The sequence below is a fragment of the Nocardiopsis potens DSM 45234 genome (assembly GCF_000341105.1).
GTDB lineage: Bacteria > Actinomycetota > Actinomycetes > Streptosporangiales > Streptosporangiaceae > Nocardiopsis_A > Nocardiopsis_A potens.
Genome location: NZ_ANBB01000044.1, coordinates 41,147 through 66,901, shown reverse-complemented (window position 1 = coordinate 66,901; position 25,755 = coordinate 41,147). Strand labels below are relative to the sequence as shown.

The 25,755-nt window shown below is 76.0% G+C and carries 24 protein-coding genes; 15 read left to right on the top strand and 9 right to left on the bottom strand.

The window, feature by feature from the left end; genetic code table 11:
• The first annotated feature begins 451 nt into the window (after positions 1-451).
• From mbhE to D459_RS0117530, 8 genes are all read left to right on the top strand, one after another.
• Positions 452-2,902, top strand: a complete 2,451-nt coding sequence (gene mbhE / locus D459_RS0117565) for a hydrogen gas-evolving membrane-bound hydrogenase subunit E (RefSeq protein ID WP_017594319.1) — start codon at positions 452-454, stop codon at positions 2,900-2,902.
• Complete coding sequence (locus D459_RS32000) at positions 2,899-3,510, top strand: MnhB domain-containing protein (RefSeq protein WP_017594318.1); 612 nt, start codon at positions 2,899-2,901, stop codon at positions 3,508-3,510. Before mbhE ends, D459_RS32000 begins: the two co-directional genes overlap by 4 nt.
• Complete coding sequence (locus D459_RS0117555) at positions 3,507-3,884, top strand: sodium:proton antiporter (protein ID WP_017594317.1); 378 nt, start codon at positions 3,507-3,509, stop codon at positions 3,882-3,884. The genes D459_RS32000 and D459_RS0117555 overlap by 4 nt, the downstream gene beginning before the upstream one ends.
• Positions 3,881-5,407 carry a Na+/H+ antiporter subunit D gene (locus tag D459_RS0117550; RefSeq protein WP_017594316.1) on the top strand — a complete coding sequence of 509 codons (1,527 nt, stop codon included), beginning with the start codon at positions 3,881-3,883 and terminating at the stop codon, positions 5,405-5,407. The genes D459_RS0117555 and D459_RS0117550 overlap by 4 nt, the downstream gene beginning before the upstream one ends.
• Positions 5,404-5,994, top strand: coding sequence for a Na+/H+ antiporter subunit E (locus D459_RS0117545; protein WP_017594315.1), 591 nt, complete (start codon positions 5,404-5,406; stop codon positions 5,992-5,994). The genes D459_RS0117550 and D459_RS0117545 overlap by 4 nt, the downstream gene beginning before the upstream one ends.
• Positions 5,991-6,269 (top strand): monovalent cation/H+ antiporter complex subunit F, encoded by a 279-nt coding sequence (locus D459_RS0117540; protein WP_017594314.1) that lies wholly within the window; start codon positions 5,991-5,993, stop codon positions 6,267-6,269. Before D459_RS0117545 ends, D459_RS0117540 begins: the two co-directional genes overlap by 4 nt.
• Positions 6,256-6,645, top strand: coding sequence for a monovalent cation/H(+) antiporter subunit G (gene mnhG, locus D459_RS0117535; protein WP_017594313.1), 390 nt, complete (start codon positions 6,256-6,258; stop codon positions 6,643-6,645). The genes D459_RS0117540 and mnhG overlap by 14 nt, the downstream gene beginning before the upstream one ends.
• 173 nt (positions 6,646-6,818) lie before the next feature.
• Positions 6,819-8,945 (top strand): RecQ family ATP-dependent DNA helicase, encoded by a 2,127-nt coding sequence (locus tag D459_RS0117530; protein WP_017594312.1) that lies wholly within the window; start codon positions 6,819-6,821, stop codon positions 8,943-8,945.
• A 24-nt stretch (positions 8,946-8,969) separates the two neighbouring features.
• On the opposite strand, the gene D459_RS0117525 is transcribed toward D459_RS0117530, so the two are convergent.
• Entirely contained in the window at positions 8,970-9,872 is a 903-nt protein-coding gene (locus tag D459_RS0117525; protein WP_040710349.1) for a sugar kinase, read from the bottom strand.
• A 252-nt stretch (positions 9,873-10,124) separates the two neighbouring features.
• On the opposite strand from D459_RS0117525, the gene D459_RS0117520 reads away from it, so the two are divergent.
• The 6 genes from D459_RS0117520 to D459_RS0117495 all read left to right on the top strand — a co-directional run bounded on the left by D459_RS0117520 (position 10,125) and on the right by D459_RS0117495 (position 17,541).
• Entirely contained in the window at positions 10,125-12,857 is a 2,733-nt protein-coding gene (locus D459_RS0117520; protein WP_026120485.1) for a bifunctional acetate--CoA ligase family protein/GNAT family N-acetyltransferase, read from the top strand.
• 797 nt (positions 12,858-13,654) lie between these two features.
• The gene (locus tag D459_RS0117515) at positions 13,655-14,248 is read left to right on the top strand and encodes a DUF5998 family protein (protein WP_081620601.1); all 594 of its coding nucleotides are present in this window, start codon (positions 13,655-13,657) and stop codon (positions 14,246-14,248) included.
• A gap of 49 nt (positions 14,249-14,297) precedes the next feature.
• Positions 14,298-15,467: an alkaline phosphatase family protein gene (locus tag D459_RS0117510; protein ID WP_017594308.1), complete on the top strand. Its 1,170-nt coding sequence runs from the start codon at positions 14,298-14,300 to the stop codon at positions 15,465-15,467.
• Between the two features lie 61 nt (positions 15,468-15,528).
• Entirely contained in the window at positions 15,529-16,002 is a 474-nt protein-coding gene (locus D459_RS0117505) for a peroxiredoxin (RefSeq protein WP_026120484.1), read from the top strand.
• Positions 16,003-16,087: 85 nt separating this feature from the next.
• Positions 16,088-16,879, top strand: a complete 792-nt coding sequence (locus D459_RS0117500; RefSeq protein ID WP_017594306.1) for an enoyl-CoA hydratase-related protein — start codon at positions 16,088-16,090, stop codon at positions 16,877-16,879.
• 8 nt (positions 16,880-16,887) lie between these two features.
• The gene (locus tag D459_RS0117495) at positions 16,888-17,541 is read left to right on the top strand and encodes an MBL fold metallo-hydrolase (protein WP_026120483.1); all 654 of its coding nucleotides are present in this window, start codon (positions 16,888-16,890) and stop codon (positions 17,539-17,541) included.
• Between the two features lie 114 nt (positions 17,542-17,655).
• Here the strand turns inward: D459_RS0117495 and D459_RS0117485 are convergent, their stop codons facing one another.
• From D459_RS0117485 to D459_RS31995, 5 genes are all read right to left on the bottom strand, one after another.
• Entirely contained in the window at positions 17,656-18,054 is a 399-nt protein-coding gene (locus D459_RS0117485) for a DUF2203 domain-containing protein (RefSeq protein WP_020380232.1), read from the bottom strand.
• A gap of 58 nt (positions 18,055-18,112) precedes the next feature.
• Complete coding sequence (locus tag D459_RS0117480) at positions 18,113-20,539, bottom strand: CHAT domain-containing protein (protein WP_020380231.1); 2,427 nt, start codon at positions 20,537-20,539, stop codon at positions 18,113-18,115.
• A 756-nt stretch (positions 20,540-21,295) separates the two neighbouring features.
• A complete protein-coding gene (locus D459_RS0117475) occupies positions 21,296-21,820 on the bottom strand; it encodes a YbaK/EbsC family protein (RefSeq protein WP_017594301.1) in 525 nt (174 codons plus the stop codon).
• A gap of 92 nt (positions 21,821-21,912) precedes the next feature.
• Positions 21,913-22,713 carry a hypothetical protein gene (locus D459_RS35055; protein WP_051065464.1) on the bottom strand — a complete coding sequence of 267 codons (801 nt, stop codon included), beginning with the start codon at positions 22,711-22,713 and terminating at the stop codon, positions 21,913-21,915.
• Positions 22,703-23,329 carry an RNA polymerase sigma factor gene (locus D459_RS31995; RefSeq protein WP_193790261.1) on the bottom strand — a complete coding sequence of 209 codons (627 nt, stop codon included), beginning with the start codon at positions 23,327-23,329 and terminating at the stop codon, positions 22,703-22,705. The genes D459_RS35055 and D459_RS31995 overlap by 11 nt, the downstream gene beginning before the upstream one ends.
• Positions 23,330-23,546: 217 nt before the next feature.
• Between D459_RS31995 and D459_RS0117460 the strand changes: the two genes are divergently transcribed.
• The gene (locus D459_RS0117460) at positions 23,547-24,041 is read left to right on the top strand and encodes a DUF3145 domain-containing protein (RefSeq protein ID WP_026120481.1); all 495 of its coding nucleotides are present in this window, start codon (positions 23,547-23,549) and stop codon (positions 24,039-24,041) included.
• A 60-nt stretch (positions 24,042-24,101) separates the two neighbouring features.
• Here the strand turns inward: D459_RS0117460 and D459_RS0117455 are convergent, their stop codons facing one another.
• From D459_RS0117455 to D459_RS0117445, 3 genes are all read right to left on the bottom strand, one after another.
• Positions 24,102-24,572: a DUF1707 SHOCT-like domain-containing protein gene (locus D459_RS0117455; RefSeq protein ID WP_017594298.1), complete on the bottom strand. Its 471-nt coding sequence runs from the start codon at positions 24,570-24,572 to the stop codon at positions 24,102-24,104.
• Positions 24,573-24,607: 35 nt separating this feature from the next.
• Positions 24,608-25,039 (bottom strand): DUF1707 SHOCT-like domain-containing protein, encoded by a 432-nt coding sequence (locus D459_RS0117450; protein ID WP_017594297.1) that lies wholly within the window; start codon positions 25,037-25,039, stop codon positions 24,608-24,610.
• Positions 25,040-25,256: 217 nt separating this feature from the next.
• Positions 25,257-25,715: a DUF1707 domain-containing protein gene (locus D459_RS0117445; RefSeq protein ID WP_017594296.1), complete on the bottom strand. Its 459-nt coding sequence runs from the start codon at positions 25,713-25,715 to the stop codon at positions 25,257-25,259.
• Between the last annotated feature and the right edge of the window lie 40 nt (positions 25,716-25,755).

The following is a 25,755-nucleotide window of genomic DNA, read 5'->3' as shown; positions in this document are numbered from 1 at the left end:
GGGGCGAGGCCGATGGGGAGAGGGGCGCAGATCACCCGTTAGGGTTCCGTTAATACGACGTATACGGCGCGCTCGCGGCGTTCGTGCGCAGTCGGGCGGCGCCGAGGCCGACTACTCTGCGTGAAGCGCGTCCGGTGCCCGCCCGGGGCGGCCGGACCCGGGGGGCGAGGAACGGGGGCGGTGGATCTGGTGAGAACAACCACGCTTCGAACGGGAATGGGGAAGGGGGTCCAGGCGACTCGGGCGGCGTTATTCCTGGTAATCCAGCGGAATTACCGATCGTAACGCTTCCGTATCGTGGAAAGATGCGAGGGCATGGTACGCCCATTCACCGCGCTGTCAAGGCGGGGGGACGAATCGCCGCTAACCTGGATGGCGCTCGACCGTCCGTCGCCCCAGCCGGAGGCGATGCGCCCCGTCTCTTCCACCGCCGTCGCCGATAACGAGCCCTATGCTGCTGCCTGTCATCCTCGCGCTGCACGCCGCGACCGCGGTGCTGCTGCCGCCCCTGGTCCGCCTCCTGGGCGCCCGGGCCTTCCTCGTCGCGAGCCTGCCCCCCGCGCTGTCCGCGGTGTGGGCCCTGAGCCGGTCCCCCGGGATCGCCGCAGGGGAGCCCGCCGAGGCATCGGTCCCCTGGGTGCCCGCCCTCGACATCACCCTCGACTTCCGCGTCGACGCCCTCTCCCTGGCCATGGTGCTGCTGGTGAGCGGGGTCGGAGCGGTCATCTTCTGCTACAGCGCCGCCTACTTCCGCAGCGACCAGGCCGGCCTCGCCCGGCTCACCTCGGTCATGGTGCTGTTCGCCGGGGCGATGCTCGGCGTGGTCACCGCCGACAACCTGTTCGCGCTGTACGTGTTCTGGGAGCTGACCTCGGTCACCTCCTTCCTGCTCGTCGGCTTCGACCAGCGCAAGGACGCGGCGGGGCGCGCCGCGCTCCAGGCGCTGATCACCACCGCGGGCGCCGGCCTGTTCATGCTGATCGGGTTCATCCTGCTCGGCCAGGCCGGCGGCACCTACCGGATCTCCGAACTGGTCGCCGACCCGCCGGTGGACTCCCCGCTGCTCCCGGTCGCGCTGGTGCTCGTGCTGATCGGCGCCTTCGCCAAGTCGGCCCAGGCCCCGTTCCACTACTGGCTGCCCGGGGCGATGGTCGCGCCCACCCCGGTCAGCGCCTACCTGCACGCCGCCGCGATGGTCAAGGGCGGCGTCTACCTGATCGCCCGGCTCGCCCCCGGCTTCGCCGACGCCGACCCGTGGCGGGTCCTGGTGCTCGCCTTCGGCCTGGCCACCATGGTCATCGGCGGCTGGAGCGCACTGCGCCAGACCGACCTGAAGCTGCTGGTCGCGCACGGCACCGTCAGCCAGCTCGGCTTCCTGTGCCTGCTGGCCGGCGCGGGAACGCACACCGCGGCGGTGGCCGCGATCGGCGCGCTGCTCGCGCACGGCTTCTTCAAGTCCACCCTGTTCCTGGTGGTCGGCGTGGTCGACCACCAGGCCGGCACCCGGGACATCCGGCGGCTGAACGGGCTGTGGCGGTCGCTGCCGGTGACGGCCGCCGCCGCCGGACTGGCCGCGGCCTCCATGGCGGGCCTGCCGCCGCTGCTCGGCTTCATCGGCAAGGAGGCCGCCCTGGAGGCGTTCCTCCCCGGGCACAGCCCGGAGCTCCCGCCGCTCGCCGCCGGGCTGGAACTGGCCGGGCTGGTCCTGGCCTCGGTGCTCACCTTCGCCTACAGCGCCCGGTTCTGGTGGGGCGCGTTCGGCGACAAGCGCGCCGCCGAGACCGACATCGAGCCGGTCCCCGGAACGGACGCCGGCGGGGAGGACGGCGCGGAGCCCCGTATTCCGCGCACCCGGGCCACCCCGCCCTCGGCGGTCTTCCTCGCCGCCCCGGTGCTGCTCTCGCTCTGCGGCCTGGTGCTCGGCTCGCTGCCGGGCCCGGCCGACGCCATCGCCGCGGCCTACGCCGCCCCCTACTCCGACCACGGCAAGCCCTACCACCTGGCGCTGTGGCACGGGCTGAGCACGCCGCTGCTGCTCACCGCGGTGGTCATCGCGGCCGGCGCGGCGCTGTTCCGGTGGCGGGAGGCGTTCGCCCGGCTCCAGGGCCGCGCCCCCCGGGTGATCTCCGCGGAGATGGGCTACCACCTGTTCCTGCACGGCACCTACGCGATCGCGCTGAGCGTCACCCGGCGGCTGCAGACCGGCTCGCTCCCCGCCTACCTGGGCATCATCCTGGCCACCATGCTCGCCCTGCCGGGCGTGCGGCTGGTCACCGCCCTGGCCACCGGGGAGGTGGCGGTGCCCTCCGGCGGCGACGGGCTGCGGCTGTGGGACACCCCGCTGGAGGGGGTGGTCGCCGCGGTGATCGCGGTCACCGCGATCGCCGCGCTGCGCGAGCACCGCCGGTTCCCCGCGCTGATCCTGCTCAGCGCCACCGGCTTCGGCATCGCCGGGCTGTTCGTCCTGCACGGCGCCCCGGACCTGGCGCTCACCCTGATCCTGGTGGAGACGCTCACCACGATCATCCTGGTGTTCGTGCTCCGCCGGCTGCCCGCCACCTTCTCGGTGCGCGCGCCCGGCTGGCCCAAGCGCTGGATGGTGGTGCTGTCCGTCGCGGCCGGCGCCTTCATCTCGGTCTCGCTGTGGCTGATGGCCGCGGCCCGCACCGCCGAGCCGATCTCGCTCGGCTACGAGGCCGCCGCCGAGCAGGCCGGCGGCCGCAACCTGGTCAACACGATCCTCGCCGACTTCCGCGCGCTGGACACCTTCGGCGAGATCGTGGTGCTGCTCACCGCGGCGGTCGCGGTCGCCTCCCTGGTGCTGCTCAACCGGCGGCACCGCGTGGTGGACGAGCCCTCGGCCGACGAGGAGCAGATCGAAGAGGAAGGGAGCCGACGATGAGACCCCCGCAGAGCGGAGCGGTTCCCGGAGCGGGCGAGGAGCGCCGGCCCACCCCGCCGGAGGGCTGGGAGGCCCCCCGGGAGCGGTGGCTGAGCACCGTCGTCAGCCCGGCGTTCGGACCGCGGTCGGTGCTGCTGGAGGTGGTGGTCCGACTGCTCATCCCCTCCATCCTGGTCTTCTCGGTGTTCCTGCTGGTCTCCGGGCACGACCGGCCCGGCGGCGGGTTCGCCGGCGGGCTGGTGGCCAGCATGGCGTTCGTCCTCCGCTACATCGCCGGCGGCCGGCACGAGCTGGCCGTGGGCATGCCGCTGAAGCCGAACACGCTGCTCGCGGCCGGGCTGCTGCTGGCCGCGGTGATGGCGGGCCTGCCGCTGATCGGCGGCGCCCCGCTGCTGGACGTCTTCTACCGCACCTTCGAGCTGCCGCTGTTCGGCGAGGTCAAGGTCGCCAGCTATCTGTTCTTCGAAGCGGGGGTGTTCCTGATCGTCGTCGGGCTCGTGCTGTCCGTCGTGGCCGCCCTGGGCGCCCGGATGGAGGCCGAGGAGGAGGAAGCGCGCGCGGGGCACCGCCGTCGCCGCCGCGCCCGGAGCGGGGGAGGAGAGCGATGAGCGGAGCCCCCAGCCTCCTGCTGGTCCTCGCCGTCGGAGTGCTCTACTCCTGCGGCTTCTACCTGATGCTGCAGCGCTCGCTGATGCGCGCGGTCTTCGGCATCCTGCTGCTCGGCCACGCCGCCAACGTGTCGCTGATGCTCACCGACCGGGCCATCACCCTGCCGCCGCTGCTCGGCGGTCCCGAAGGCGTGCTCTCCGACCCGCTGCCCCAGGCCATGGCGCTCACCGCGATCGTCATCACCTTCGGCGTGACCACCTTCCTGCTCGCCCTGGCCTACCGGGTCTGGCTGGGCGACGGCAACGACGAGGTCCCCGACGACCTCGAGGACCGCCGGATCGGCCGGCTGCAGGAACCGGAGGACTCCGCGTGAACCTCCTCCTCGCCGTACCGTTCCTGGTCCCGCTGCTCGGGGCCGCGCTCACCCTGCCGATGCGCCGGGCCCCCCGCACCCAGCAGGTGGTCAGCGCGCTGACCCTGGCCATCGTGGTCGCCGCCGCGGCCGCCCTGGTCCGGCGGACCGCCGATGGGGACGTCATCACCAGCCAGGCCGGCGGCTGGCCGGCGCCGCTCGGGATCACCATCGCGGTGGACCCGCTCTCCGCGCTGCTGCTGCTGGTCTCCTCGGTGGTGCTGCTGGTGGTGCTGCTCTACGCGATCGGCCAGGACATCGCCGGGCTCAGCCGGGCCATGCCGATGGTCTTCCACCCCATCTACCTGGTGCTGACCGCCGGGGTGTGCCTCAGCTTCATCGCCGGCGACCTGTTCAACCTGTTCGTCGGCTTCGAGATCATGCTGACCGCCAGCTACGCGCTGATCACCCAGGCGCCCACCCGGGCCCGGGTCCGGGCCAGCATGATCTACACGATGGTCAGCCTGACCTCCTCGATCCTGTTCCTCACCGGGATCGCCCTGGTCTACGCCCTGACCGGCACCGTCAACCTGGCCGACATCGCGGTCAAGCTCGGCGATGCGCCCCCGCCGCTGCGGATGGTGCTGGCGCTGCTCTTCCTGGTGGTGTTCGGGATCAAGGCGGCCATCGTGCCGATGCACTTCTGGCTGCCGGACAGCTACCCGGTCGCCATCACCCGCATCTCCGCGATCTTCGCGGCGCTGCTCACCAAGGTCGCGGTGTACGCGATCATCCGGACCCAGACGCTGCTGTTCTCCCGGGACGACGTCTCCGGCGTGCTGCTGTGGATGGCCATCGCCACCATGATCGTCGGCATCCTCGGCGCGCTGGTGCAGGACGACATCAACCGGATCATGTCCTTCGCGCTGGTCAGCCACATCGGCTTCATGCTGTTCGGGCTGGGCGTCGGGACCGTCGCCGGGCTCGCCGGGGCCATCGTCTACCTGGTCCACCACATCGTGGTGCAGGCCTCGCTGTTCCTGGTGAACGGTTTGATCCGGCAGTTCGTCGGGCACACCTCGCTGCGCGCGATCCGCGGGCTGATGGCGGTCTCGCCGGTGCTGGCGCTGCTCTTCTTCCTCCCCGCGATGAGCCTGGCCGGGCTGCCCCCGATGTCGGGCTTCGTGGCCAAGGCGGCGCTGTTCACCGCCGGCGCCGACGCCGGCGGGTGGCTGCTGTACACCGGCATCGCCGCGGGCGTGGCCACCAGCCTGCTGACCCTGATGGCGATCTTCCGGATCTGGGTCCGCGGGTTCTGGGGCGAACCGCTGGAGGACATGATCGAGGCCCGGGACCAGCTGCGCAGCCAGGGCATGAGCGGCGGGCGGCTGCTGATGACGAGCTCCACCGCCGCGATGGTGGCGATCGGGCTGGCGCTGGCCGCCGCGGCCGGGCCGCTGACCGACTTCGCCTTCACCGCGGCCGAGGACCTGCTCGGCGGCGGCGCCTACATCGAGTCCGTACTGACCGGAGGGGAGTCATGAGCGCCTACCGCGCACCCGCGCTGCGCCTGCTCGGCAGGCTGCCGACCGTGCTCTGGCTGACGGTGATGTGGGCCGTCCTGTGGGGCGACTTCAGCCCCGGGACCCTGGTGGCCGGCGCCATGGTCGGCGCCGGCTGCTACGCCGCGGCCAAGCTGCCGCACCTGCCGGTCCGGCTGCGCTTCCGCCCGCTGCGGGTGGCCGGGCTGGTCGGGCACATCGCGCTCGACCTGCTGCTGTCCAGCGTGCACATGGCCTACCACACGCTGCTGCACCCGGCCCGGGTGCGCGGCGCGATCGTCGCGGTGCCGCTGCGCACCGACTCCGACCTGCTGATGGCCATGGTCAGCGCCGGGCTCTCGCTGGTCACCGGCAGCCAGACGATCGAACTGGACCGGGAGGGCGGGGTGATCTACGTGCACGGCATCCCCATCCACGACGAGTCCGACGTGCCGAAGCTGCGCCGCTCGGTGCTGCGCACCGAGGAGATGTACGTGCGGGCCTTCGGCACCCGCGATGACATCGCCCAGTTCGAGGCGGCCGAGCGGGAGCTGGCCGGCGCGGGCGCGGCGGCCGAGGAGGAGCGGTGAACGTACTGGACTACGCGATGGCCGCGACCGCGGCGATGCTCTCGGTCTCCGCCGGGCTGGCGCTGTACCGGCTGGTCCGTGGGCCGTCGGTGCTGGACCGCACCGTCTCGCTGAGCACGGTCTCGGTGCTGCTGGTCAGCTTCATCGGGCTGGAGATCGCCTACCGGGGCGACACCGCCTACATCGGGGTGATGGTCAGCATCGCGCTGCTCGGCTTCATCGCCACGCTGACCGCCGCCCGGTTCGCCGAGAGGAGGGCGCATGACCGCGACTGACTGGGCCACCGCCGTGCTGATGCCGCTGGGGGCGCTGTTCGCCCTCACCGGGACCATCGGCATGGTGCGCTTCCCCACCCTGCTCGGCCGGATGCACGCCTCCACCAAGCCGGACACGGTGGCCCTGGTGCTGATCCTGGCCGGGGCCGCCTTCCAGCTGCCCGACCTGCGCTCGGCGCTGCCGCTCGCCCTGGTCGCGGTCTTCCAGTTCATGACGATGCCGGTGCTGGCGCAGACCCTGGGCCGGGTGGCCTACAGCCGCGGCATGGTCGTCTCCGAGCACCTGGTCACCGACGAGCTCGCCGACGACCTGGCCAAGCGCGAGGCCGAGGAGGGCAGGGCCGCCGAGGACCCCCGCCGGGCCGAGGCCCCCTGACCCCCGGTGGCCTTGACGCCGCGGCCCCGTCGGCGCGCATCGGCGGGGCCGCACCGTCGAGGCCGTCGAGGGGGCGGGGAGGGGCGCCTCCCGGCGGCCGTCCACAGGCCGTCCGCCCACAGGCCGCCGGATCCGCGCCGGAAAAGGGGGCGGGCTCTGGTACCAAGGAGGACATGGTGACCTCCGATGCCCCGAACCCCTCCCGCGACGCCATGCGCGAGGCGGCCGAGTCCCACCTGCGCGCCCTGGCGGGCGACTCCGCCCGGCTGCGCGAGGACCAGTGGACGGCCATCCGCGCGCTGGCCGCCGACCGGCGGCGCGCCCTGGTGGTGCAGCGCACCGGGTGGGGCAAGTCGGCGGTGTACTTCGTGGCCACCGCGCTGCGCCGGGCGGAGGGCGCCGGCCCCACGGTGATCATCTCGCCGCTGCTGGCGCTGATGCGCAACCAGATCGCCGCCGCGGAGCGGGCCGGCATCCGCGCCCGCACCATCAACAGCTCCAACCTCACCGACTGGGAGGAGACCTACGCCGACATCGCCGCCGGTGAGGTCGACGTCCTCCTGGTCAGCCCGGAGCGGCTGAACAACCCGGACTTCCGGGACCGGGTGCTGCCCTCGCTGGCCGCCGGCGCGGGCCTGGTCGTCATCGACGAGGCGCACTGCGTCTCCGACTGGGGGCACGACTTCCGCCCCGACTACCGGCGGATCCGCACCCTGCTCCGGGAGCTGCCCGAGGGCGTCCCGGTGCTGGCCACCACCGCCACCGCCAACGAGCGGGTCACCCGGGACGTCGCCGAGCAGCTCGACGCGGACGGCGACGCCCTGGTGCTGCGCGGCCCCCTGGAGCGGGAGAGCCTGCACCTGTCCGTGGTCGACCTGCCGGACGGCTCCTCCCGGTGGAGCTGGCTGGCCCAGCGCCTCGCCGAGCTCCCGGGGTCGGGCATCATCTACACCCTGACCGTCTCCGCCGCCGAGGAGACCGCGGCGTTCCTCGCCGAGAGCGGCTACGAGGTCCGCTCCTACACCGGCCGCACCGAGCCCGAGGAGCGCCGACAGGCCGAGGACGACCTGCTCGGCAACAAGGTCAAGGCGCTGGTCGCCACCAGCGCCCTGGGCATGGGCTTCGACAAGCCCGACCTCGGCTTCGTGGTGCACCTGGGCGCCCCGCAGTCGCCCATCTCCTACTACCAGCAGGTGGGCCGGGCCGGGCGCGGCGTGCACCGGGCCGAGGCGGTCCTGCTCCCCGGGCGCGAGGACCGGGAGATCTGGGCCTACTTCGCCGGGCTGTCCTTCCCGCCGGAGGAGACGGTCCGCCAGACCCTGGGCGCGCTGGAGGCCGCCGGGGAGCCGCTCTCCCTGCCCCGCCTGGAGACCCTGGTCGACCTGGGCCGCACCCGGCTGGAGCAGATGCTGAAGGTGCTCGACGTGGACGGCGCGGTGCGCCGGGTCCGCGGCGGCTGGACCGCCACCGGCCGCCCGTGGAGCTACGACACCGAGCGGTACCGGGCCGTCGCCGAGGCCCGGGAGCGCGAGCAGCGCGCCATGCTCGACTACATCGCGCACCCCGGCTGCCGGATGGAGTTCCTCCGCCGCCAGCTGGACGACCCCGAGGCCGCCCCGTGCGGCCGCTGCGACGGCTGCACCGGCCGCCGGCTCCCCACCGAGGTCGACCCGGAGCGCCGCCGCGCCGCCGCCGCGCACCTGGACCGCCCGGGCGTCCCGGTGGCCGCCCGCAGGCAGTGGCCCACCGGGATGCCCCGGCTCGGCGTCGAGGCGTCCGGGAAGATCCCCGAGTCGCTGCGCGCGGAGGAGGGTCGCGCCCTGGCCCGCTTCACCGACCTGGGCTGGGGCACCGAGCTGCGCGGCCTGCTCGCCCCGGACGCACCGGACGCCCCGGTCGGCGACCGGGTGTTCCGCGCCCTGGTGGACGTGCTCGCCGCCTGGCCCTGGGAGCGGCGCCCGGTCGGCGTGGTGGCGATGCCCTCGGCGACCCGCCCGGTGATGGTCTCCGACCTGGCCTCCCGGATCGCGCAGGTGGGCAGGCTGGCGCCGATCGGGTCGCTGGAGTACGCCGCCCCGGTCGGCCCCCGGCGGCACAACAGCGCCCAGCGGCTCGCCTCGGTCTGGCACGCGCTGACCCTCGGCGACCGGCTCCGCGCCGCGGTGTCCGAGGCGCCCGGCCCGCTGCTGCTCGTCGACGACCACACCGACACCGGGTGGAGCCTCGCCGTCGCGGCCCGCCTGCTCCGCGAGGCCGGAGCCCCCGCGGTCCTGCCGCTTGTCCTGGCCTCCGCCGGCTGAGCCGGCCGGCCCGGCCCGCCGGGGTCAGCCGCCGTTCAGGTCGGGGCGGGCGCCGGGCTGGTGCAGGGCGCGCGCGGCCAGGTGCTGGGCGCGGGCCAGGGCGTCCTTGGGGTGCTTGCCGGTCAGCCAGGGCGGCAGGAAGCCGGCGATGAACGCGTCGCCGGCGCCGATGGACCCGGGGGAGGGCTCGACCGGCTCGGCCGGCACCCGGACGATCTCCTCGCGGCCCTTGGCCGCCCACAGCGCGCCCTCGTCGCCGAGCTTCATCACCACCGCCGGGAACCAGGCGGTGAGCACCTTCGCCGCGGCCTCGGGCTCGTCCCGGCCGGTGAGCACCTCGGCCTGGTCGGGGTTGGCGAACAGCAGCCGGGCGCCGCTGGTCCACTCCAGGAAGTCCTCCGCGCCGGCCCGCTTGAGCGGGGCGTGCGAGCCCCCGTCCACCGAGATGGACATGCCGGACTCGCGGGCCATCCGCAGCGCGGTCCGGGCCGCCCGCCGGGAGCTCTCGTGGATCAGGGTGTAGCCGGAGACGTGCAGGTGGCCGTCGGGGCCGAAGACGTCCCGGGGCAGGTCCTCGGGCTGCAGCCGGGCGTTGGCGCCGCGGTCGCTGAGCATGGTCCGGTCGCCCCGGTGGGTGATCATCACGACGCAGGTGCCGGTCTGGTACTCCGGGTCCATGACCAGGCGGGAGTCGACGTTGTAGCCCATCAGCTCCATCTCGCGGGTCCGGCCGGTGATGTCCGACCCGCGCCGCCCCACGAACGTCGTCTCGGTGCCCTCGTTGGCCAGCCAGGCGGCCACGTTCGCGCCGGAGCCGCCGCCGTAGGTGAGGACCGAGGCAGGGGTGTCGCTGCCGCGCGCGAGCGCGTAGTGCGCCCGGGCCACGGAATCGGTCATCAGGTCACCGATCACGACGACTCGTGCCATTGCGTCTGCCACCACCTTGCGGTCCCGCCATGAAGAGGACTGTTGCGCGCCTCCCGAGCACCCGTCGGCCGCCGCCCCGATCCGGTCGGCCGCGTGGGAGACGGGCATGTCCACAGACGTTAACAGGTCCCGGGGATGCGGTGGGTAACGAAGCGGCACAGGGTGGGACGGGACGGACCGGTCGGACCGGGGCGGCCGCCCGGCGGGGCGCCCGTCCCCCACGGCGCGACCGATCTCGTCTAGGCTCAAACCGTGCAGCCATACCCGAAACACTGGGAAGCCGACGTCGTTCTCACGGACGGCGGGACCGCCCACATTCGGCCGATCACCCCAGAGGACGCCGACCTGCTCCGGGCCTTCCACGCCCGGTTGTCCCCGGAGACGATCTACTTCCGGTTCTTCGCCCCCTACCCGCGCCTCTCCGACCGCGACGTGAAGCGCTTCACCGAGGTCGACTACGACGATCGGGTGGCCCTGATCGCCACCATCTCCGGGGTCATGGTGTCGGTGGTCCGCTACGACAAGATCGGCGACGACGAGGCCGAGGTCGCCTTCGTCGTCGAGGACGCGCACCAGGGCCGCGGCCTCGCCTCGGTGCTGCTGGAGCACATCGGCGCGGCCGCCCGGGAGCGCGGGGTGCGCCGGTTCATCGCCGACGTCCTCCCGGAGAACCGGCGGATGATCAACGTGTTCCGGGAGGCCGGCTACACCGCCCAGCAGACCTTCGACGAGGGCGTCATCCGGCTCACCCTGGACCTGGAGCCCACCGACCACTCCGAGGAGGTCATGCGCGCCCGGGAGCAGCGCGCCGAGTCGCGCTCGATCGCCCGGCTGCTCTTCCCGGAATCGGTCGCGGTCATCGGCGCGAGCCGGACCGCGCACACCATCGGCCAGACCGCGCTGCGCAACCTGCTCGCCGGCGACTTCCAGGGCCCGGTCTTCCCGGTCCACCCCGAGGCGCGCGCGGTGGCCGGAGTCCGCGCCTACCCCAGCGTGCTGGACATCCCCGACCCGGTCGACCTGGCCGTGGTCGCGGTCCGCGCCGACATGGTCACCGAGGTCGTCCAGGAGTGCGCGCAGAAGGGCGTGCACGGCCTGGTCGTGGTCAGCTCCGGGTTCGGCGAGATCGGGCCGGAGGGCAGGATGCGCCAGGAGGAGCTGGTCAGCACCGCGCGCGCGGCCGGCATGCGGGTGGTGGGGCCGAACGGCCTGGGGGTGGCCAACACCGACCCGGCGGTCTCGCTCAACGCCACGCTCTCCCCGTACGTGCCGCCGCGCGGCCCGATCGGGTTCTTCTCCCAGTCCGGCGCGCTGGGCCGGGCCATCCTCCAGCGGGTCAGCGAGCGCGGCATCGGCCTGTCCACCTTCGTCTCGGCGGGCAACCGGGCCGACGTCTCCGGCAACGACCTGATCCAGTACTGGCAGGAGGACCCCGCCACCGAGGTGGTGCTGCAGTACCTGGAGTCGCTGGGCAACCCGCGCAAGTTCACCCGGCTCGCCCGCCGCCTGGCCCAGCACAAGCCGGTCGTGGCGGTGCGCAGCGGCGGCTCCTCGCAGGGCATCCCCACCGGGCACGCGGCCGGCGCGCTGGCGCTGCCCGACTACGCGGTCACCTCCCTGTTCGAGCAGGCCGGCGTGGTGCGGGTGGACGACATCACCCAGATGTTCGACGTCGCCCAGCTCTTCGCCTACCAGCCGCTTCCCTCCGGCCCCCGGGTCGCCATCCTCGGCAACTCCGACTCGCTGGGGCTGCTGGTCAAGGACGCCGCGGTGCGCAGCGGACTCAAGCCGCACGAGCCGGTCGACCTGGGCCCCAAGGCCACCGCGGAGGACTTCGACCGGGCGCTGACCGAGGCGCTCGCCGACGACCGGGTGCACGCGGTCATCGTGGTCTTCATCCCCGCGCTGATCCCGATCTCCGACGACGTCGCCGAGGTGATGCGCTCCAAGGCGGCCTCCTCCGCCAAGCCGATCCTCACCACCTACCTGGGCCACCAGGGGCTGCCCGAGGAGCTCCGCCAGGTCAACGAGAACGGCGAGACCGCCCGCGGCTCCGTCCCCTCCTACCTGGCGCCGGAGGACGCGGTGCGGGCGCTGGCGCACGCCACCCGGTACGCGCTGTGGCGCGGCCGGGACTCGGGCCGCCACCCCGAGCTGCCCGACGTCGACGGGGCGCGCGCCCGGCAGGTGGTCGACGCGGCGCTGGAGCGGATGGAGGCCTCCGGCGGCGAGGGGGAGCAGAGCCCGGTCTGGTTCACCAGCGAGCCGGTGCACAACGAGGAGACGGCGGTGCCCGCGGAGACCACCCGCGAACTCCTCTCCTGCTACGGGATCAAGGTCTGGCGGGACGTCCCGGTCTCCTCCGCGGACGAGGCGGTCGCCGCGGCGGAGGAGCTGGGCTACCCGGTCGTGGTCAAGGCCAACGCCCCCGACCTGCGGCTGCGGGCCGGCGGCAGCGGCATCCGCGCCGACCTGCGCAGCGCGGCCGACGTCAAGGGCGCCTTCGAGGCGCTGCACGGCCGCCTCGGCGACGAGGCGATGCTGGTGGTGCAGCAGATGGTCGTCCCGGGCGTGCCCACGGTGGTGCGGGCCGGCGACAACCCGTCCTTCGGCGCGGTGGTCGGCTTCGGCCTGGCCGACGTCACCGCCGAGCTCCTGGACGACCGGGCGTTCCGGCTGGCGCCGCTGAGCAACACCGACGCGGCCGACCTGGTGCACGCGGTCCGCGCCTCGCCGCTGCTGTTCGGGCTGCCCGCCGGGGCCACCAGCCTGGCCGACCAGCCCGACGTGGAGGCCCTCCAGGACCTGCTGATCCGGGTCTCCCGGCTGGCCGACGCCTTCCCCGAGGTCGGCCACCTCGACCTGGACCCGGTCACGGTCAACGCCGACGGCGCGCACGTCCTCGGCGCCCGGATGTGGCTGCGCCGCCCGCCGGAACCGCGGCCGGACAGCGGTCCGCGCCGACTGCGCGGCACCTCCTTCTAGTACTCCGCACCGCCGGCCCGACGGCGGCCGCAGGAGGCGCCGCTCGGCTCCTCAGCGGATCGGCGGCTCGGGCGCCCCGCCTCCGGCGGGACCGGCCGCGGTGCACCGGGGCCGGCGGCGGGTCCGGACCCGGGACGGTGCACAGGCCTTCCCCCGGTTCCCGCCCGCGGGCCGCCGCGCCGCCCCTTCTCCCATCGGCTTCCGGATCGGCGCTCCGAGGACGGAGAGCGCACCGCCCCGCCCCCGGCCGGTCTCGGCCGGGGGCGGGGCGGTGACGGCGGGGCCGCCGTCCGGCGGGGCGAGCGGAAGGTTGCGCCCCGCCGGACGGTCTCAGAGGCCGCCGGGGGCGCGGGCGGCCGCGCGGCCCGGTCCGCACCGGCCCGCATGCGGCCGGCCGTACGGCCGGTGGTCCCGGCGGCCCCTCAGGCCGGGTCGGGCTGCGGCTCCGGGTCGGGCGGCAGCGGGCCGGGACCAGGTCCCGGACCGGGGCCCGGGCCGGGCGGACCCGGCAGCGGGGGGTCCGGCGGGATCGGGTTCGGCCCCGGCGGAACGGGACCGGGCGGTCCGGGGGGCCCGGGCGGCCCCGGAGGGCCGGGCGGTCCCGGCGGCGGAGGCGGATACGTCGCACACGGCCCCACGGTCCGGGCCGTGCTCCCGGCGCTGCGGAACTCTGTCGCGTCCATGCCCACGCCCCTACCCGCCGAGGGCGCCCGCTACCCATGCCCCGGCCGGCCGCGGCGCCGCCTCCGTCCACAGGGCCGGTGCGATCCGTCGCCGGGAGAGGGCAGGATGGAGGTATGAGGAAAACGCGTGCCGTGCCCACCGACTGGCGTCTGGAGATCGAGCGGAGCGGCTACTACCCCGGCCTCGTGATCGACGCCGTCGCCACCGCCCTCGGCGGCGAGGTCGCAGAGGCCTTCGTCGTCCACCACGAGGCCACGTTCGACCCGGCCATGGAGATGCGGCGGCACATCACCGTGCTGCTGCTGACCCCGACCCGCCTCATCGTCTGCCACACCGACGAGCACCCGGCGGGCGAGGGCGCGGAGCGTCCGCACGCCTCCACCACCACCGACGCGATCGGGCTCGGCAACATCCAGTCGGTCGCGCTCACCCGGGTCGTCGCCGACCCGGCCGAGTACACCCCGGGCACGCTGCCCAGCGAAGTGGTGCTCAGCATCAGCCTCAGCGTGAACTGGGGCGCGATCGCCCACATCGACCTGGAGCCGGCCTCCTGCGCGGACGAGGCCTGCGAGGCCGACCACGGCTACACCGGCGCGGTGACCGCCGAACCGCTGACCCTGCGGGTCAGCCAGGCCGCCGACGGAGCGGACGCCGTGGCCACCGTGATCAACTTCGCCGACGTGCTGTCCGCCGCCACCGCCCGCTGACCGGCGGCGGCCGGCGCCGCGGGCGCCCCCGACCCCTCAGGAGGCCATGTTGACCACCGCCGTTCCGGGCGGCGACGCCCCCTTCGAGGCCCCGCGCTACGGCGCCGGCTCCCTGGCCGACCTGGCCCCCTCGGTGCTCGCCTCGCTCGGGGTCCCCGGCGAGCCGAACGCGCTCGGCCTGCCCCCGGCCCGCCGCGCCTGCGTGCTGCTGATCGACGGGATGGGCTGGGAGCCGCTGCTGGCGGCGCGGGAGCACGCGCCGTTCCTCTCCTCGCTGATCGGCGCCCCGGCCGCGCGGCCCCCGCTCACCGCCGCCTTCCCCACCACCACCGCGACCAGCCTCACCACCTTCGGCACCGGCGCGGCCCCCGGCCACCACGGCATCGTCGGCTACAAGGTCGTCGTCCCCGGCACCGACACCGTGCTCAACCAGCTCCGCTGGGGCGCGGAGGCCGGGGTGGAGCCCGAGGAGTGGCAGCCGCTGACCACCGTCTACCAGCGCGCCGAGCGCGCGGGGGTGGCGACCGGCTACGTCGCCTCCGCCGCCTTCGAGGGGAGCCGGCTCACCCGCGCCACCGCGCGCGGCAGCAGCTACCTGCCCGCGGACGACCTCACCTCGGTCGCCGTGCGGGTCTCCGCGGAGCTGGCGGCGCGGGAGCGCTCGCTGGTCTTCGCCTACCACGCCGACCTGGACTCCTACGGCCACCTGCACGGGGTCGGCTCCGACCACTGGCGCGTCCACCTGGGCCAGGTGGACCGGCTGGCCGAGCAGATCGCCGGCGCGCTGCCGCCCGACACCGCGCTCTACATCACCGCCGACCACGGCATGGTCGACTCCGACCCCGGGCAGCGGGTCGACCTGGAGGCCGACCCCGAGCTCCGGCGCGGCGTGCGGGTGGTCGCGGGCGAGGCGCGGATGCGGCAGGTGTACACCGAGCCCGGCGCGGCCGAGGACGTCCGGTCGGCATGGGCCGAGCGGCTCGGCCCGGCCGCGGCGGTGCTCACCCGGGAGGAGGCGGTCGCCGCCGGCTACTACGGCCCGGCGACCGACGGCGCGGTCCGCGAGCGGATCGGCGACGTGCTGGCCGTCGCCCGGGGCGCCGCCGCCCTGGTCCTGCCCGCGGCGGAGCCGGCCGAGAGCCGCCTGGTCGGCCAGCACGGCTCGCTGACCCCCGCCGAACTGAGCATTCCGCTGCTGGCCGCGACCACCGCGACCTGAGCCGGGGGCGCACCCGGGGCGCCCCTGTCGCCCCGCGCGGCGGTGGCTTAGGGTGGCGGCCGTGGACATCGGTGACCATGCCCCCGACTTCTCGCTGCCCGATCAGCACGGTGAACCGCGCGACCTGGGCGGGCTGCTGGCCGGCGGCCCGCTGGCGCTCTTCTTCTACCCCGCCGCGATGACCCCGGGCTGCACCGCGGAGAGCTGCCGCTTCCGCGACCTCTCGGCGGAGTTCGCCGAACTCGGCGCGCACTGCGCCGGGATCAGCGCCGACCCGGTGGACCGCCAGGCCGCCTTCGACGGGCGGCACGGCTTCGGCTTCCCGCTCCTCTCCGACCCCGACGGGGCCGTCGCGCTGCGCTACGGGGTGCGCCGGACCGCCCCCGGGCTGTCCGCGCTCGCCCCCACCCGCAGGCACACCTTCGTCATCGACACCGACCGCACGGTGCTGCGGGTGGTGCGGAGCGAGATCCGGATGAGCGCGCACGCCGACGGGGCCCTGGAGGCGCTGCGCGCCCGCCGCGCCCGCGGCTGAGCGCCGCGGACGCCGGGGCCCGGCGGCGGCCCGGCACCGAGACGACGGAACGACGACGGAAGACGACGGAAAGGGACGACGCCAGATGGCGGAACCGGACAGCGGGCGACCGCTGGTGCGGCGCGATTCCGACCGCGGAATCGCCACCATCACCCTGGACTCCGAGCACAACCGCAACGCGCTCTCCGCGCGGCTGCGCACGGAGCTGGCCGCGGAGCTCGCCGCGGCGATGGCCGACGACGGCGTGCGCGCCGTGGTGCTCACCGGCGCGGGCCGGGTGTTCTGCGCCGGCGCCGACCTGAAGGAGGTCGGCGAGCAGCTCGCGGGCAAGGAGCCCGACCCGGCCGCGCCCGGCATGGCGGAGATCTTCTCCGCGATCATGGAGGCGCCCAAGCCCGTGGTGGCCAGGCTCAACGGCACCGCGCGGGCCGGGGGGCTCGGCCTGGTCGCCGCCGCCGACATCGCGATCGCCCCGGAGGAGACCGAGTTCGCCTTCTCCGAGGTGCGCATCGGGGTGATCCCGGCGATGATCTCCATCCCGGTCTCGGTGCGGATGACCGACCGGGCCATGACCCGCTACTTCCTCACCGGCGAGGTGTTCGGCGCCCGGGAGGCGGCCGCCTCCGGCCTGCTCACCGCGGCCGTCCCGGCCGGGGAGCTGGACGCCGTGACCGGGCGGGTGCTGGACGGCCTGCGCGCCGCCGCGCCCGGCGCGCTCACCGGCGCCAAGGCCCTGCTCGGCGCGGACGGCGCGGAGGAGCGCGGCAAGGCGTTCGCCCGGATGGCCGAGCTGTCCGCCCGCTACTTCGCGAGCGCGGAGGCCGCCGAAGGGCGGGCCGCGTTCTTCGAGAAACGCAAGCCGGAGTGGGTGCTGTAATGGGAGACGTGACCTACTCCGGAGATACGCGGGTCGGCGGACCCGCCGACACGCGCGACCTGTCCGAACTGACCATCAGCAAGCTCGCGGTCGGGGGCATGGACAACAACGTCTACCTGCTCCGCTGCAAGAGGACCGGCGAGGCGGCGCTGATCGACGCCGCGGACGAGGCCGACCGCATCCTGGACCTGATCGGCGACGACGGACTGGCCCGGGTGATCACCACGCACCGGCACGGCGACCACTGGCAGGCCCTGGCCGAGGTGGTGGGCACCACCGGCGCCCGCACCGTGGCGCACCCGGCCGACGCCGGCGAGCTCCCGGTCTCCGTCGACGACGCGGTGGAGCACGGCGACCGGATCCCGGTCGGCGAGGCGGAGCTGCGGGTCGTCCACCTCCGCGGGCACACACCGGGGTCGATCGCGCTCCGCTACGACGACCCCTCGGGCGCCGTCCACCTGTTCACCGGGGACAGCCTGTTCCCCGGCGGCGTCGGCAAGACCTGGTCCGACGCGGACTTCCGGTCGCTGCTGAGCGACGTGGAGGCGCGCGTCTTCGCCGAACTCGGCGACGACACCTGGGTCTACCCGGGCCACGGCAAGGACACCACCCTCGGCGCCGAGCGCCCGCACCTGGACGAGTGGCGGGCCCGCGGCTGGTGACCACCGGGCGGCCCGCGGCGGCGCACCCCGCCCGGGCCGCCCGCACCCCGCCCCGGCCCCGCCGGGCCCGCGGAGGAACCCCCTGACCGCACTGTCCCCGACGGCGGGACCGGATCAGCCCGGCAGCGGGCGGCGGGCGATGAAGCCCAGGTCGCTCCGGTGGTACCAGGCGAGTTCGGGCTCGCCCTCCAGCCAGCAGAGCCGGACCGGGGCGCCGTCCAGGAGGGCGGGCAGGTCGAGCAGGATCGGGGCCAGGCCCTTCACCTCCACCCCGTTCTCCGGGAACCAGGCGCGCAGCTCCTCGAACCGGGCCTCCAGGCCCTTGAGCTCGGCCCGGCCGCCCAGCCCCGACTCGCCGGAGGCGCGCAGGTCGGCGGCGAGCTCGGCGAGGTCGGCGCGGAGCCCCACCAGCTCCGCGGCGCGCCGCCGGATCTCCGGCATCAGACCGCGGGCCTCCTCCAGGGTGAACACCCGCGGACCGGACGGGGAGGCGTCTTCGGCATCGGAAGTCATGCTCCGACGGTACGCGCTCCGCCGCCGCCTGCGGCGGACGCCGCGGCCGGCCCGGCCCTCAACCGGCGCCCAGGCAGACGAAGCCGTGCGCGGCGAGGTGGTCGGCGACGGCCCGCGCGGGGCCGGCGCCCGCCGCCAGGGCCGCGTGGAAGCGCTCCATCGGACCGCGGATGCAGCCGTCCCGGACCGGGAGCACGCCGGCGACGACGGTGCGCCCGCCGCGCGCGAGCAGCGCCGCCGCCAGCCCCAGCGGGGCGCCCGAGGGGGCCGGCACCGAGCGCCCGGTCCAGCAGGACGACAGCACGGTCAGCCGCGGCGCCCCGGCCAGCAGCTCCACGTCGTAGGCGAGCAGCGGGCCGTCGGCGAAGAGGATCCCGGAGAGCATCGGCGCCTCGGCCGGAACCGAGCCGTGCCCGATCAGGTGGGCGACCGGCGCGCCGGGCAGGCGGCGCAGGACCTCCTCGGCGCCGGCCCGGTCCCCGGTGAGCACCTCGGCCCCGGCGTAGCGGCGCCGCAGCGCGCGCAGCTCCTTCTCCCCGCCGTCCAGCCCGGGGCCGCAGGCGAGCAGCGCCGGGCCGGCGGCCGTCCCGGGGCCCGCGTCGAGCGCCGCCCAGGCGCGCGGGGACGGGGCGAGGCAGACCTCCCGGCCGCGCAGCGAGGGGAGCAGCCCCCACGGCAGCCCCTGCGCGCAGCGCGGGGGGAGGAGGACCAGCGGGCGGTCCCCGACGGCCGCCGCCACCGGGTCCAGCAGCAGCCGGTCCACCGCGGCGGCGCTGCTCGCGGACAGCGCCGCGTCCGGGTCGCCGTCCAGCACGGCGGCCTGCGAGCACGCGGCGAAGAGCAGCTTCGCCACGGCGTCCTCGGCCTCCCCCGGGCCCGGCAGCCGGTGCACCCGCACCTCGCCGCCGGCGACGGTGACCGCGGCGTGCACCCCGCCGCTGCACGCGAAGCCGACGAACGCCCGCTCGCCCAGCCGCTCCAGCAGCGCCCGGGCGGCGCCGCCGGAGGCCCCCGCGCGCCGCCGCGGCCGGCACCGGTGCCACTGCGCGGACAGGCGGAGCCGCTCGGCGCCCGCGAAGCCGGCCCGGGGGCGCGGCCGGGCGCCGCGGAACCGGGCCACCGACCCGGCCCAGGCCCTGCTGGAGCACCCGCCGGAGGGGGCGGCGGAGCCCGCCCGGCCGGTGAACTCCAGCCAGTCGAGGGCCTCCGCTCCGCTCCCCGCCGCCAGCGCCCGGGCCAGGGCGGCCGCGGCGATCTCACGCTCCTGCGGGAAGGCGTGCCCGGCCGGCTCCATGTGCCCGGGGAGCCGCGCGGCCCGCACCGCGTCGAGCAGGCGCAGCGCACCGGAGTGGTCCCCGCGCTCGATCCGCTCCAGCGCGGCGGCGCGGGACCGGGCCGCCCGCCCGCCGTCCGCGGTCGGCGGCAGGTACGGCACGCACCGGGCGGCCGCCCGCAGCGTGTCCGCCCCGAGCACGCCGGTGCGCAGCGGCGCGGCGCGGAAGGGGACGGGGTCGGGCCGGAGCTGGCAGAGGGCGGCCCATTCCACGGTGCGGGCCAGCGCGGACCAGAGCGACTCCGGAGGGAAGGAGCGCCGCAGGCGGCGGGCGAGGTCGCGGGCGGAGGCGTGCTCGCCCCGGCTGAGCCGGTGCCTGGCCGTCAGGAGCAGGGCGGAGGCGGCCTCGGCGCCCTCCGCGCCGCGGCCGGGCGCCGCGGAGGCGAGGCAGTGCGCCGCCTCGTCGGGCATCCCCGCGCCGAGCAGGACGTCGGCCCGGTCCAGGGCGAGCGCCGTGCGGCGGCCTGGGGAGGCGGTCGCCTCGGCGGCGGTGAGGAGTTCCAGGGCGCGCGCGGTGTCCCCGTGCCACCCGGCCAGGCAGGCGAGGTTCTGCAGCACCGCGCCGCGCAGGTAGCCCAGCGCCCGCTGCTCGGCCAGCGCGAGGGCGCGGTGCAGGTCCTCCTCGGCCTCGGCGGGGCGGCCGGCGTAGATGAGCGCCCGGCCCCGGTTGCAGAGCAGGGCGGGCGGGAGGTGCCCTCCGTCGCCGGGGAGGGCGGCCAGGGCGGCGCCGAACTCCCCGGCCGCGGCGGCGAACCGGCCCCGCTGGGCGTGGTCGATCCCGAGGCGGAGCAGGAGCGCCGCCGGCGGGGCCGGCGATCCGCCCGGGTCGGCCAGGCGGGGCCCGGAGAGCCCGGGGCCGCCGTGCCGGGTCCGGATGGCCAGCCGGGACCGGCGCGCCCGCTCCGCGGCGCGGTGCCGGCCCGCCGCCGCGCCGATCGCCGCCGCCCGCCGCAGCGCCCGCTCGGCTCCGGCGGCGTCGCCCTGCTCGTGCAGGCAGAGGCCGAGCAGCCGGGTGGCCTCGGCCCGGGCGGCCGGTCCGGGACGGGAGGCCAGTGTCCGCTCCGCGGTCCGCAGGGCGGCGGCCGGGTCGCGGGCCAGCAGGGCGGCGGAGTCGAAGAGGTCGTCGCTGGGCAGCACCGTCACGGGCAGCACCCTTCGTCCTGATCGGACCAACGGGGGATGAGCGCGGCCCGCTCCGCCGCCCGGCGGAGCGCCCGCACGCCCCTGCTTAACAGCCCCGGCCCGCCCGGCGGGAGGGGCGGCCGCGAATTCCGGCCCGGGCCCGGTCGCGGATCCCGATAAAGCCGGAGATCCCTCCGCCGTCGTGACAAGCCTCCAACCATGCCAACGGGCCACCCGCAACCCCTGCAGAACCCCCTGGAAAAAGCCCCGCGAACGGCTTTCCCCCGTGAAACGGGCCTGTTCGACGCGGTTCGGGCGGTTCCGGTCTCATCCTCCGATCCGGGACCCGCCGCCGGAGCGGGGCGGCCAGGGAAGGGGAGGGAGGGAACGCGGGGCCGCGCTCGACGCGCCCCGCCCGGGCCTTCGCGGCGAGGCGCCGGGCCCGCAGGCGCACGGCGCCGGTGCGGAGCGCCCGGACCCGCCGGCGGTGCGGGCGGCCCTCCCGAAGCTCTGCCCTTCGGCCTCGGCATCGGGACGGCGGCGGCGTCGAGGCCGACGCTCTGCGTCGGCCGGGCCCGTCTGCACGGCGGGAACGTGAGGCCTTCTCGCCGGCGGCCCGCTCGGGTGCCCTGGACGCGTTCCCGGTGCTCTCTGAAGGCCGGTGAGCGGCTTCGGAGCCGCTGCGCGGCGCGCTTCCGTGCGTGGAGGGGCCGCGGACCCGGAAGATCCGCCCCTGAGCGCCCGTTCGGCGCCTCCGGGGAGGGGCGTTCAGGGGGGCCGGGCGGGTCAGGCGGTGACGGGGAGGGGGCGGCCGCCGGTGAGGGCGAGGAGTTCGCCGTGGGTGGTGGGGAAGACGGTGTGCGGGGTGCCCGCGGCGGCCCAGATCCGGGGGTGATCGCGCAGCGCCTCGTCGACCACGGTGAGCAGCGGTTCCGGGTGGCCCACCGGGGCGACGCCGCCGATGGCCTGACCGGTGGCGGAGCGGACCTGCTCGGGGGTGGCGCGCTTCAGGGCGGGCAGGCCGAGGCGGGCGGCCAGCGCTTCGGTGGCCACCCGGTGCCGGCCGCTGGTGAGAACGAGGACCGGGGTCTCCTCCGCCATGAAGACCAGGCTGTTGGCGATCGCGCCGACCTCGCACCCCAGGGCCTCGGCGGCCAGCGCGGCGGTGCGGGCCGAGGCGTCCAGCTCGACCACTCCGCCGGTGATCCCGGCGGCCCGCAGGGCCTCGGCGACGATGCGGCTGCGCTCCGGCAGCTCTTCCGGACCGCGCTCGCGGAGTGCGGTGGGTTCGGGCGTCCGGTCCGCGGCCATGCTGCGGTCTCCTCGGGGTAGGGGGCCGGGGGAGGAAGGATCGTCCGACGAGCCTACTCCCGGTGCGGGCCGGGGGAGGGGCGCGGCGGTGCTCAGACGGTCAGCCAGGGGGTGGCGACCAGGGGGCGGCCGTCCGCGCGGAAGAGGAGCCGGACCGGGCCGCGGGGGACGCCGCGGCTGGCGAAGGCGCCGTCCCGGTCGAGGGGGGCGTCCCGGGCGGAGCCCGGGTTCCGCACCTCCACGGTGCCGGCGCGGGCCGGGGAGAGCCGCCCGACGATGTCCCGGTGCCCCCCGTACCCGGTGACCTCCAGCCGGATCTCCGCCTCCCGGGTGCGGAGCAGCAGGTAGCGGGGGCCGCCGTCCGGGGCGTCCCGAAGGGCGCCCGCGGGGGCCTCCACCGAGTCGCCGACCAGGTCGGCCGTCGGCACCCCGGGGCCGCGTACGGCGAAGACCGCGGCGGCGGCCGCCAGCTCGCCGGCCGGGACGGGCCGGGCCTGCGGCTGCACCGTGCGGAGCCCGGCCATGAACGACTCCAGGTCCGGGTCGTCGGCCGGCTCCGGTTCGCCGGCGGAGGGGCCGCCGGTGGAGGGGGTGCCTGGCCCCGGGGCCTCTCGGCCGGGGGCGCCCGCTTCCGGGGCCTCCGTGTCGGGGCCGTCGGCCGGCTCGGCTCCGTCGGCGGAGGGGGCGCCGGGTGGGGAGTGGGCGTCGGCCGGTTCCGGTTCGCCGGTGGAGGGGGCGCCCGGCCTCGGGACCCTTCCGCCGGGGGCGTCCGCCGGTTCGGGGCCCTCGGCGGCGGCTCCGCCGGTTTCCGGGCCCTCCGGACCGGGGGCCCCGCCGGGGGCGTTCGGGTCGTCCCCCGGGGCGTCGTCCGGAGGGCGCGGGTCACGGTTCACGGCGCGGTGCCCTTTCTCGTTCGTTCGGCGGGTCGTCGGGCGGGGGTCCGCCGTACTCCCCGAAATCCTCGGTGAGCAGCCGCTTCAGCCTGCGGCGGGCGCGCCTGCGGACGGCCTCGACCCGGGACGGGGGCAGCCGGGCGGCCTCGGCGACGACGGCCGCGGGCGCCCGCGGCCAGTGCAGGTCCAGCGCGGCCACGGTGCGGTCGGGGTCGCCCATGGCCGTGATGGCGGCGCGGACCAGGCGGCCCCGCTCCGCGGCGAGGACCACCGCCTCCGGCGTCTCGTGGTCCACCGCGTGCAGCGTGTCCGGGTCGACCGGGGCGAGCCGGGCCGCCATCCGGGCCTGCTTGGCGCAGGCGCTGTGCGCGGTGCGCGCGATCCAGGACCCCACCCGCTCCGGCTCGCGAATCCGGTCCAGGTACTCGGCGAGCCGGCACCAGACCAGCTGGCGGGCGTCGGCGGCGTCCTGGTGCGGCAGCCGGTAGCAGTGCACGATCGCGTCGACCATCAGCGCGTACCGGCGGAGCAGCGCCTCCACCGCGGCCGGATCGCCCGTGCGGGCGCGCTCGACCAGCTCTCCCGGTGAAGGGCCGTCACAGGTCTGGTCACTCACCCGCACCCCAAGTAGACTCGCGGAACCTGCCACACCTGAGGACCACGCTAACCGCAGCGCGCCGACCGCAGGCGGGCATGCCGGATCCGGCCAGGAGCGACCTGGTGCCCGAGTGGCCGATGGGGCACAATGGGCCACGGAGAACTCTCGAACGGACGGCTCCTCCGCGGTGAACGAGGGCGTCGGGGAAGCGCACTCGTTCGTATCAGGAGGTTCGGTGTCCGCACGTGGCGTCTTGTATGTCCACTCCGCGCCCGCGGCGCTGTGCCCACACGTCGAGTGGGCGGTCGCGGGTGTCGTCGGTGTGCCCGTCAAACTCGACTGGGACGACCAGCCGGCCGCCCCGGGGACCCACCGCGCCGAGCTCAACTGGCAGGGCGCGCCCGGGACCTCCGGCGCGATCACCTCTGCCCTCAACGGCTGGCAGCGGCTGCGCTTCGAGGTGACCGAGGAGGCCACCCCGGGCTGCGACGGCGTCCGGTACAGCTACACCCCCGCCCTCGGCATCTTCACCGCGGTCACCAGCGCCTCCGGCGAGGTCCTGGTGCCCGAGGCGCGGCTGCGCAGCGCCATGGAGCGGGCCGCCGCCCAGGAGGTCGACCTGGTCGAGGAGCTGGACCGGCTCACCGGCCGGGTGTGGGACGAGGAGCTGGAGCCGTTCCGCTACGCCGGCGACGGCGCCCCCGTGCGCTGGCTGCACGCCGCGGGCTGAGCACCCCGGTACCCCGGCGCCCCGCCGGGCCCCGGGCGGGCCGCCCCGGCGGTGCCGCGCTCACCGGTGGCCGGCGCACCCGCCCCCGTCCCGCGGAGGGTGCCGGCCGAAGGCGCCCACGCAGGTGAAGACGGCCATGAAGCCGATCGGGACCAGCGGCCAGAAGACGATCAGCTCCTGGGCGATGACGCTGGTGACGCCCCAGATCGCGATGAGCACCACGGAGATCGCGGCGAGGCCGCGCCACGGCTCCAGGCGGCGGCGCCAGGCCTCGGCGCGGAGCCGCGCGGGGTCCGGGGGCGGTTCGGCCCGCTCCGGGTGGAGCACCTCCTCCGGGGGGTCGGGCAGGTCGCGGGTGAGGCCCGCCAGGTCGCCCGAGGTGACCGAGCGCATCGCCAGATCCAGCCGCTCCCGGTACTCCTCCAGGGTCAGCCGGCCCTCCTGCAGGGCGTGGCCCAGGCGCCGCGCGACGACGTCGCGGTCCGCGTCGGAGGCGCGCATCCTCTCCGGGGGAAGCGGTTCGTCGCCCATTCCCGTGTCACCCCCTCGGGTCCGGCAGGGCGGGTTCACCTACGGCTGTCGGAGCTCTCATCCGGCCAGATGGCGGCGGCGACCAGGATCGCGGCCCAGATGCCCAGCGGCACCAGCGGCCAGTAGGGCAGCAGTGCGCCGCCCATGATGCTGGTGACGCCCCAGATCCCGGTCATGATGACCGCGCCGCCGAGCCACCAGCGCCACTCGTCGGTCCACTCCTTCCAGGCCGAGGGGGCCGGTCCCAGCGCGGTGGCGGCGGGACTTTCCGGCTCCTCCCCGACGGCGGGCACGGCCGGGGCCGGCTCGGGGATGTCGGCGGTGAGGGCGGCCAGATCGCCGAGGTGGACGGCGCTCATCGCCGCGTGCAGCCGCTCCTCGTACTCGTCCAGGCGGAGGCGGCCCTCGGCGAGGGCGGTGGCGAGGCGTTCCGCGGTGGCGTCCCGGTCGGCGTCCGAGGCGCGCATGCGTTCCTCAGGGACGCGTTCATCCTCCACCGGGGCCCACCCCCCTCGCACAAGATGATGGGGAGATTCACGATACGCGGGACCGTGCCGAGAGAAAAGGCCGCTGTCCCGCTCCGGCCCCGGCGCGGAGGCGGCACCCGCCCCGATGATCTTGACGCTGCGGCCCTGCCGGAGCGCTCTGAAAGGGGCGCGCCGCCGAGATCACCGCGTCGAGGCTCTAGGAGCAGTTCCCGCTCTTGCCGGAGAGCATCCCGGCGACCAGGACCGCGGCCCAGATGCCCAGCGGGATGAGCGGCCAGAACGGCAGGAACTCGCCGCTGGTGGCGCTGGTGACGCCCCAGATGCCGATCATGATGACCGCGCCGCCGCCCCAGGAGCGCCACTCCTCCAGCCGCCCGTGCCAGAAGGAGGGCCGGGCGGGCGGGGCCATCGCGGAGAGGTCGACCGGGCCCTCGCCGCGGGGCGCGGGGGCGGCGCCGGCGTCCGGCGGCAGGTCGGCGGTGAGCCCCCGCAGGTCGGACGCGGTGACCGCGGACATCGCCGCGTCCAGCCGCTTCTGGTACTCCTCCATGTCGAGGCGGCCGTCGGAGAGCGCGGCGGCCAGGCGCTGCGCCGTCACGTCCCGCTCGGCGTCGGACACGCGCATGTCCCCGCGGTGCTGCGGTTCGGGGTCCATCGGGCGGCCTCCTCGGGATCGGCTCCCCGCCGGGCCGGCG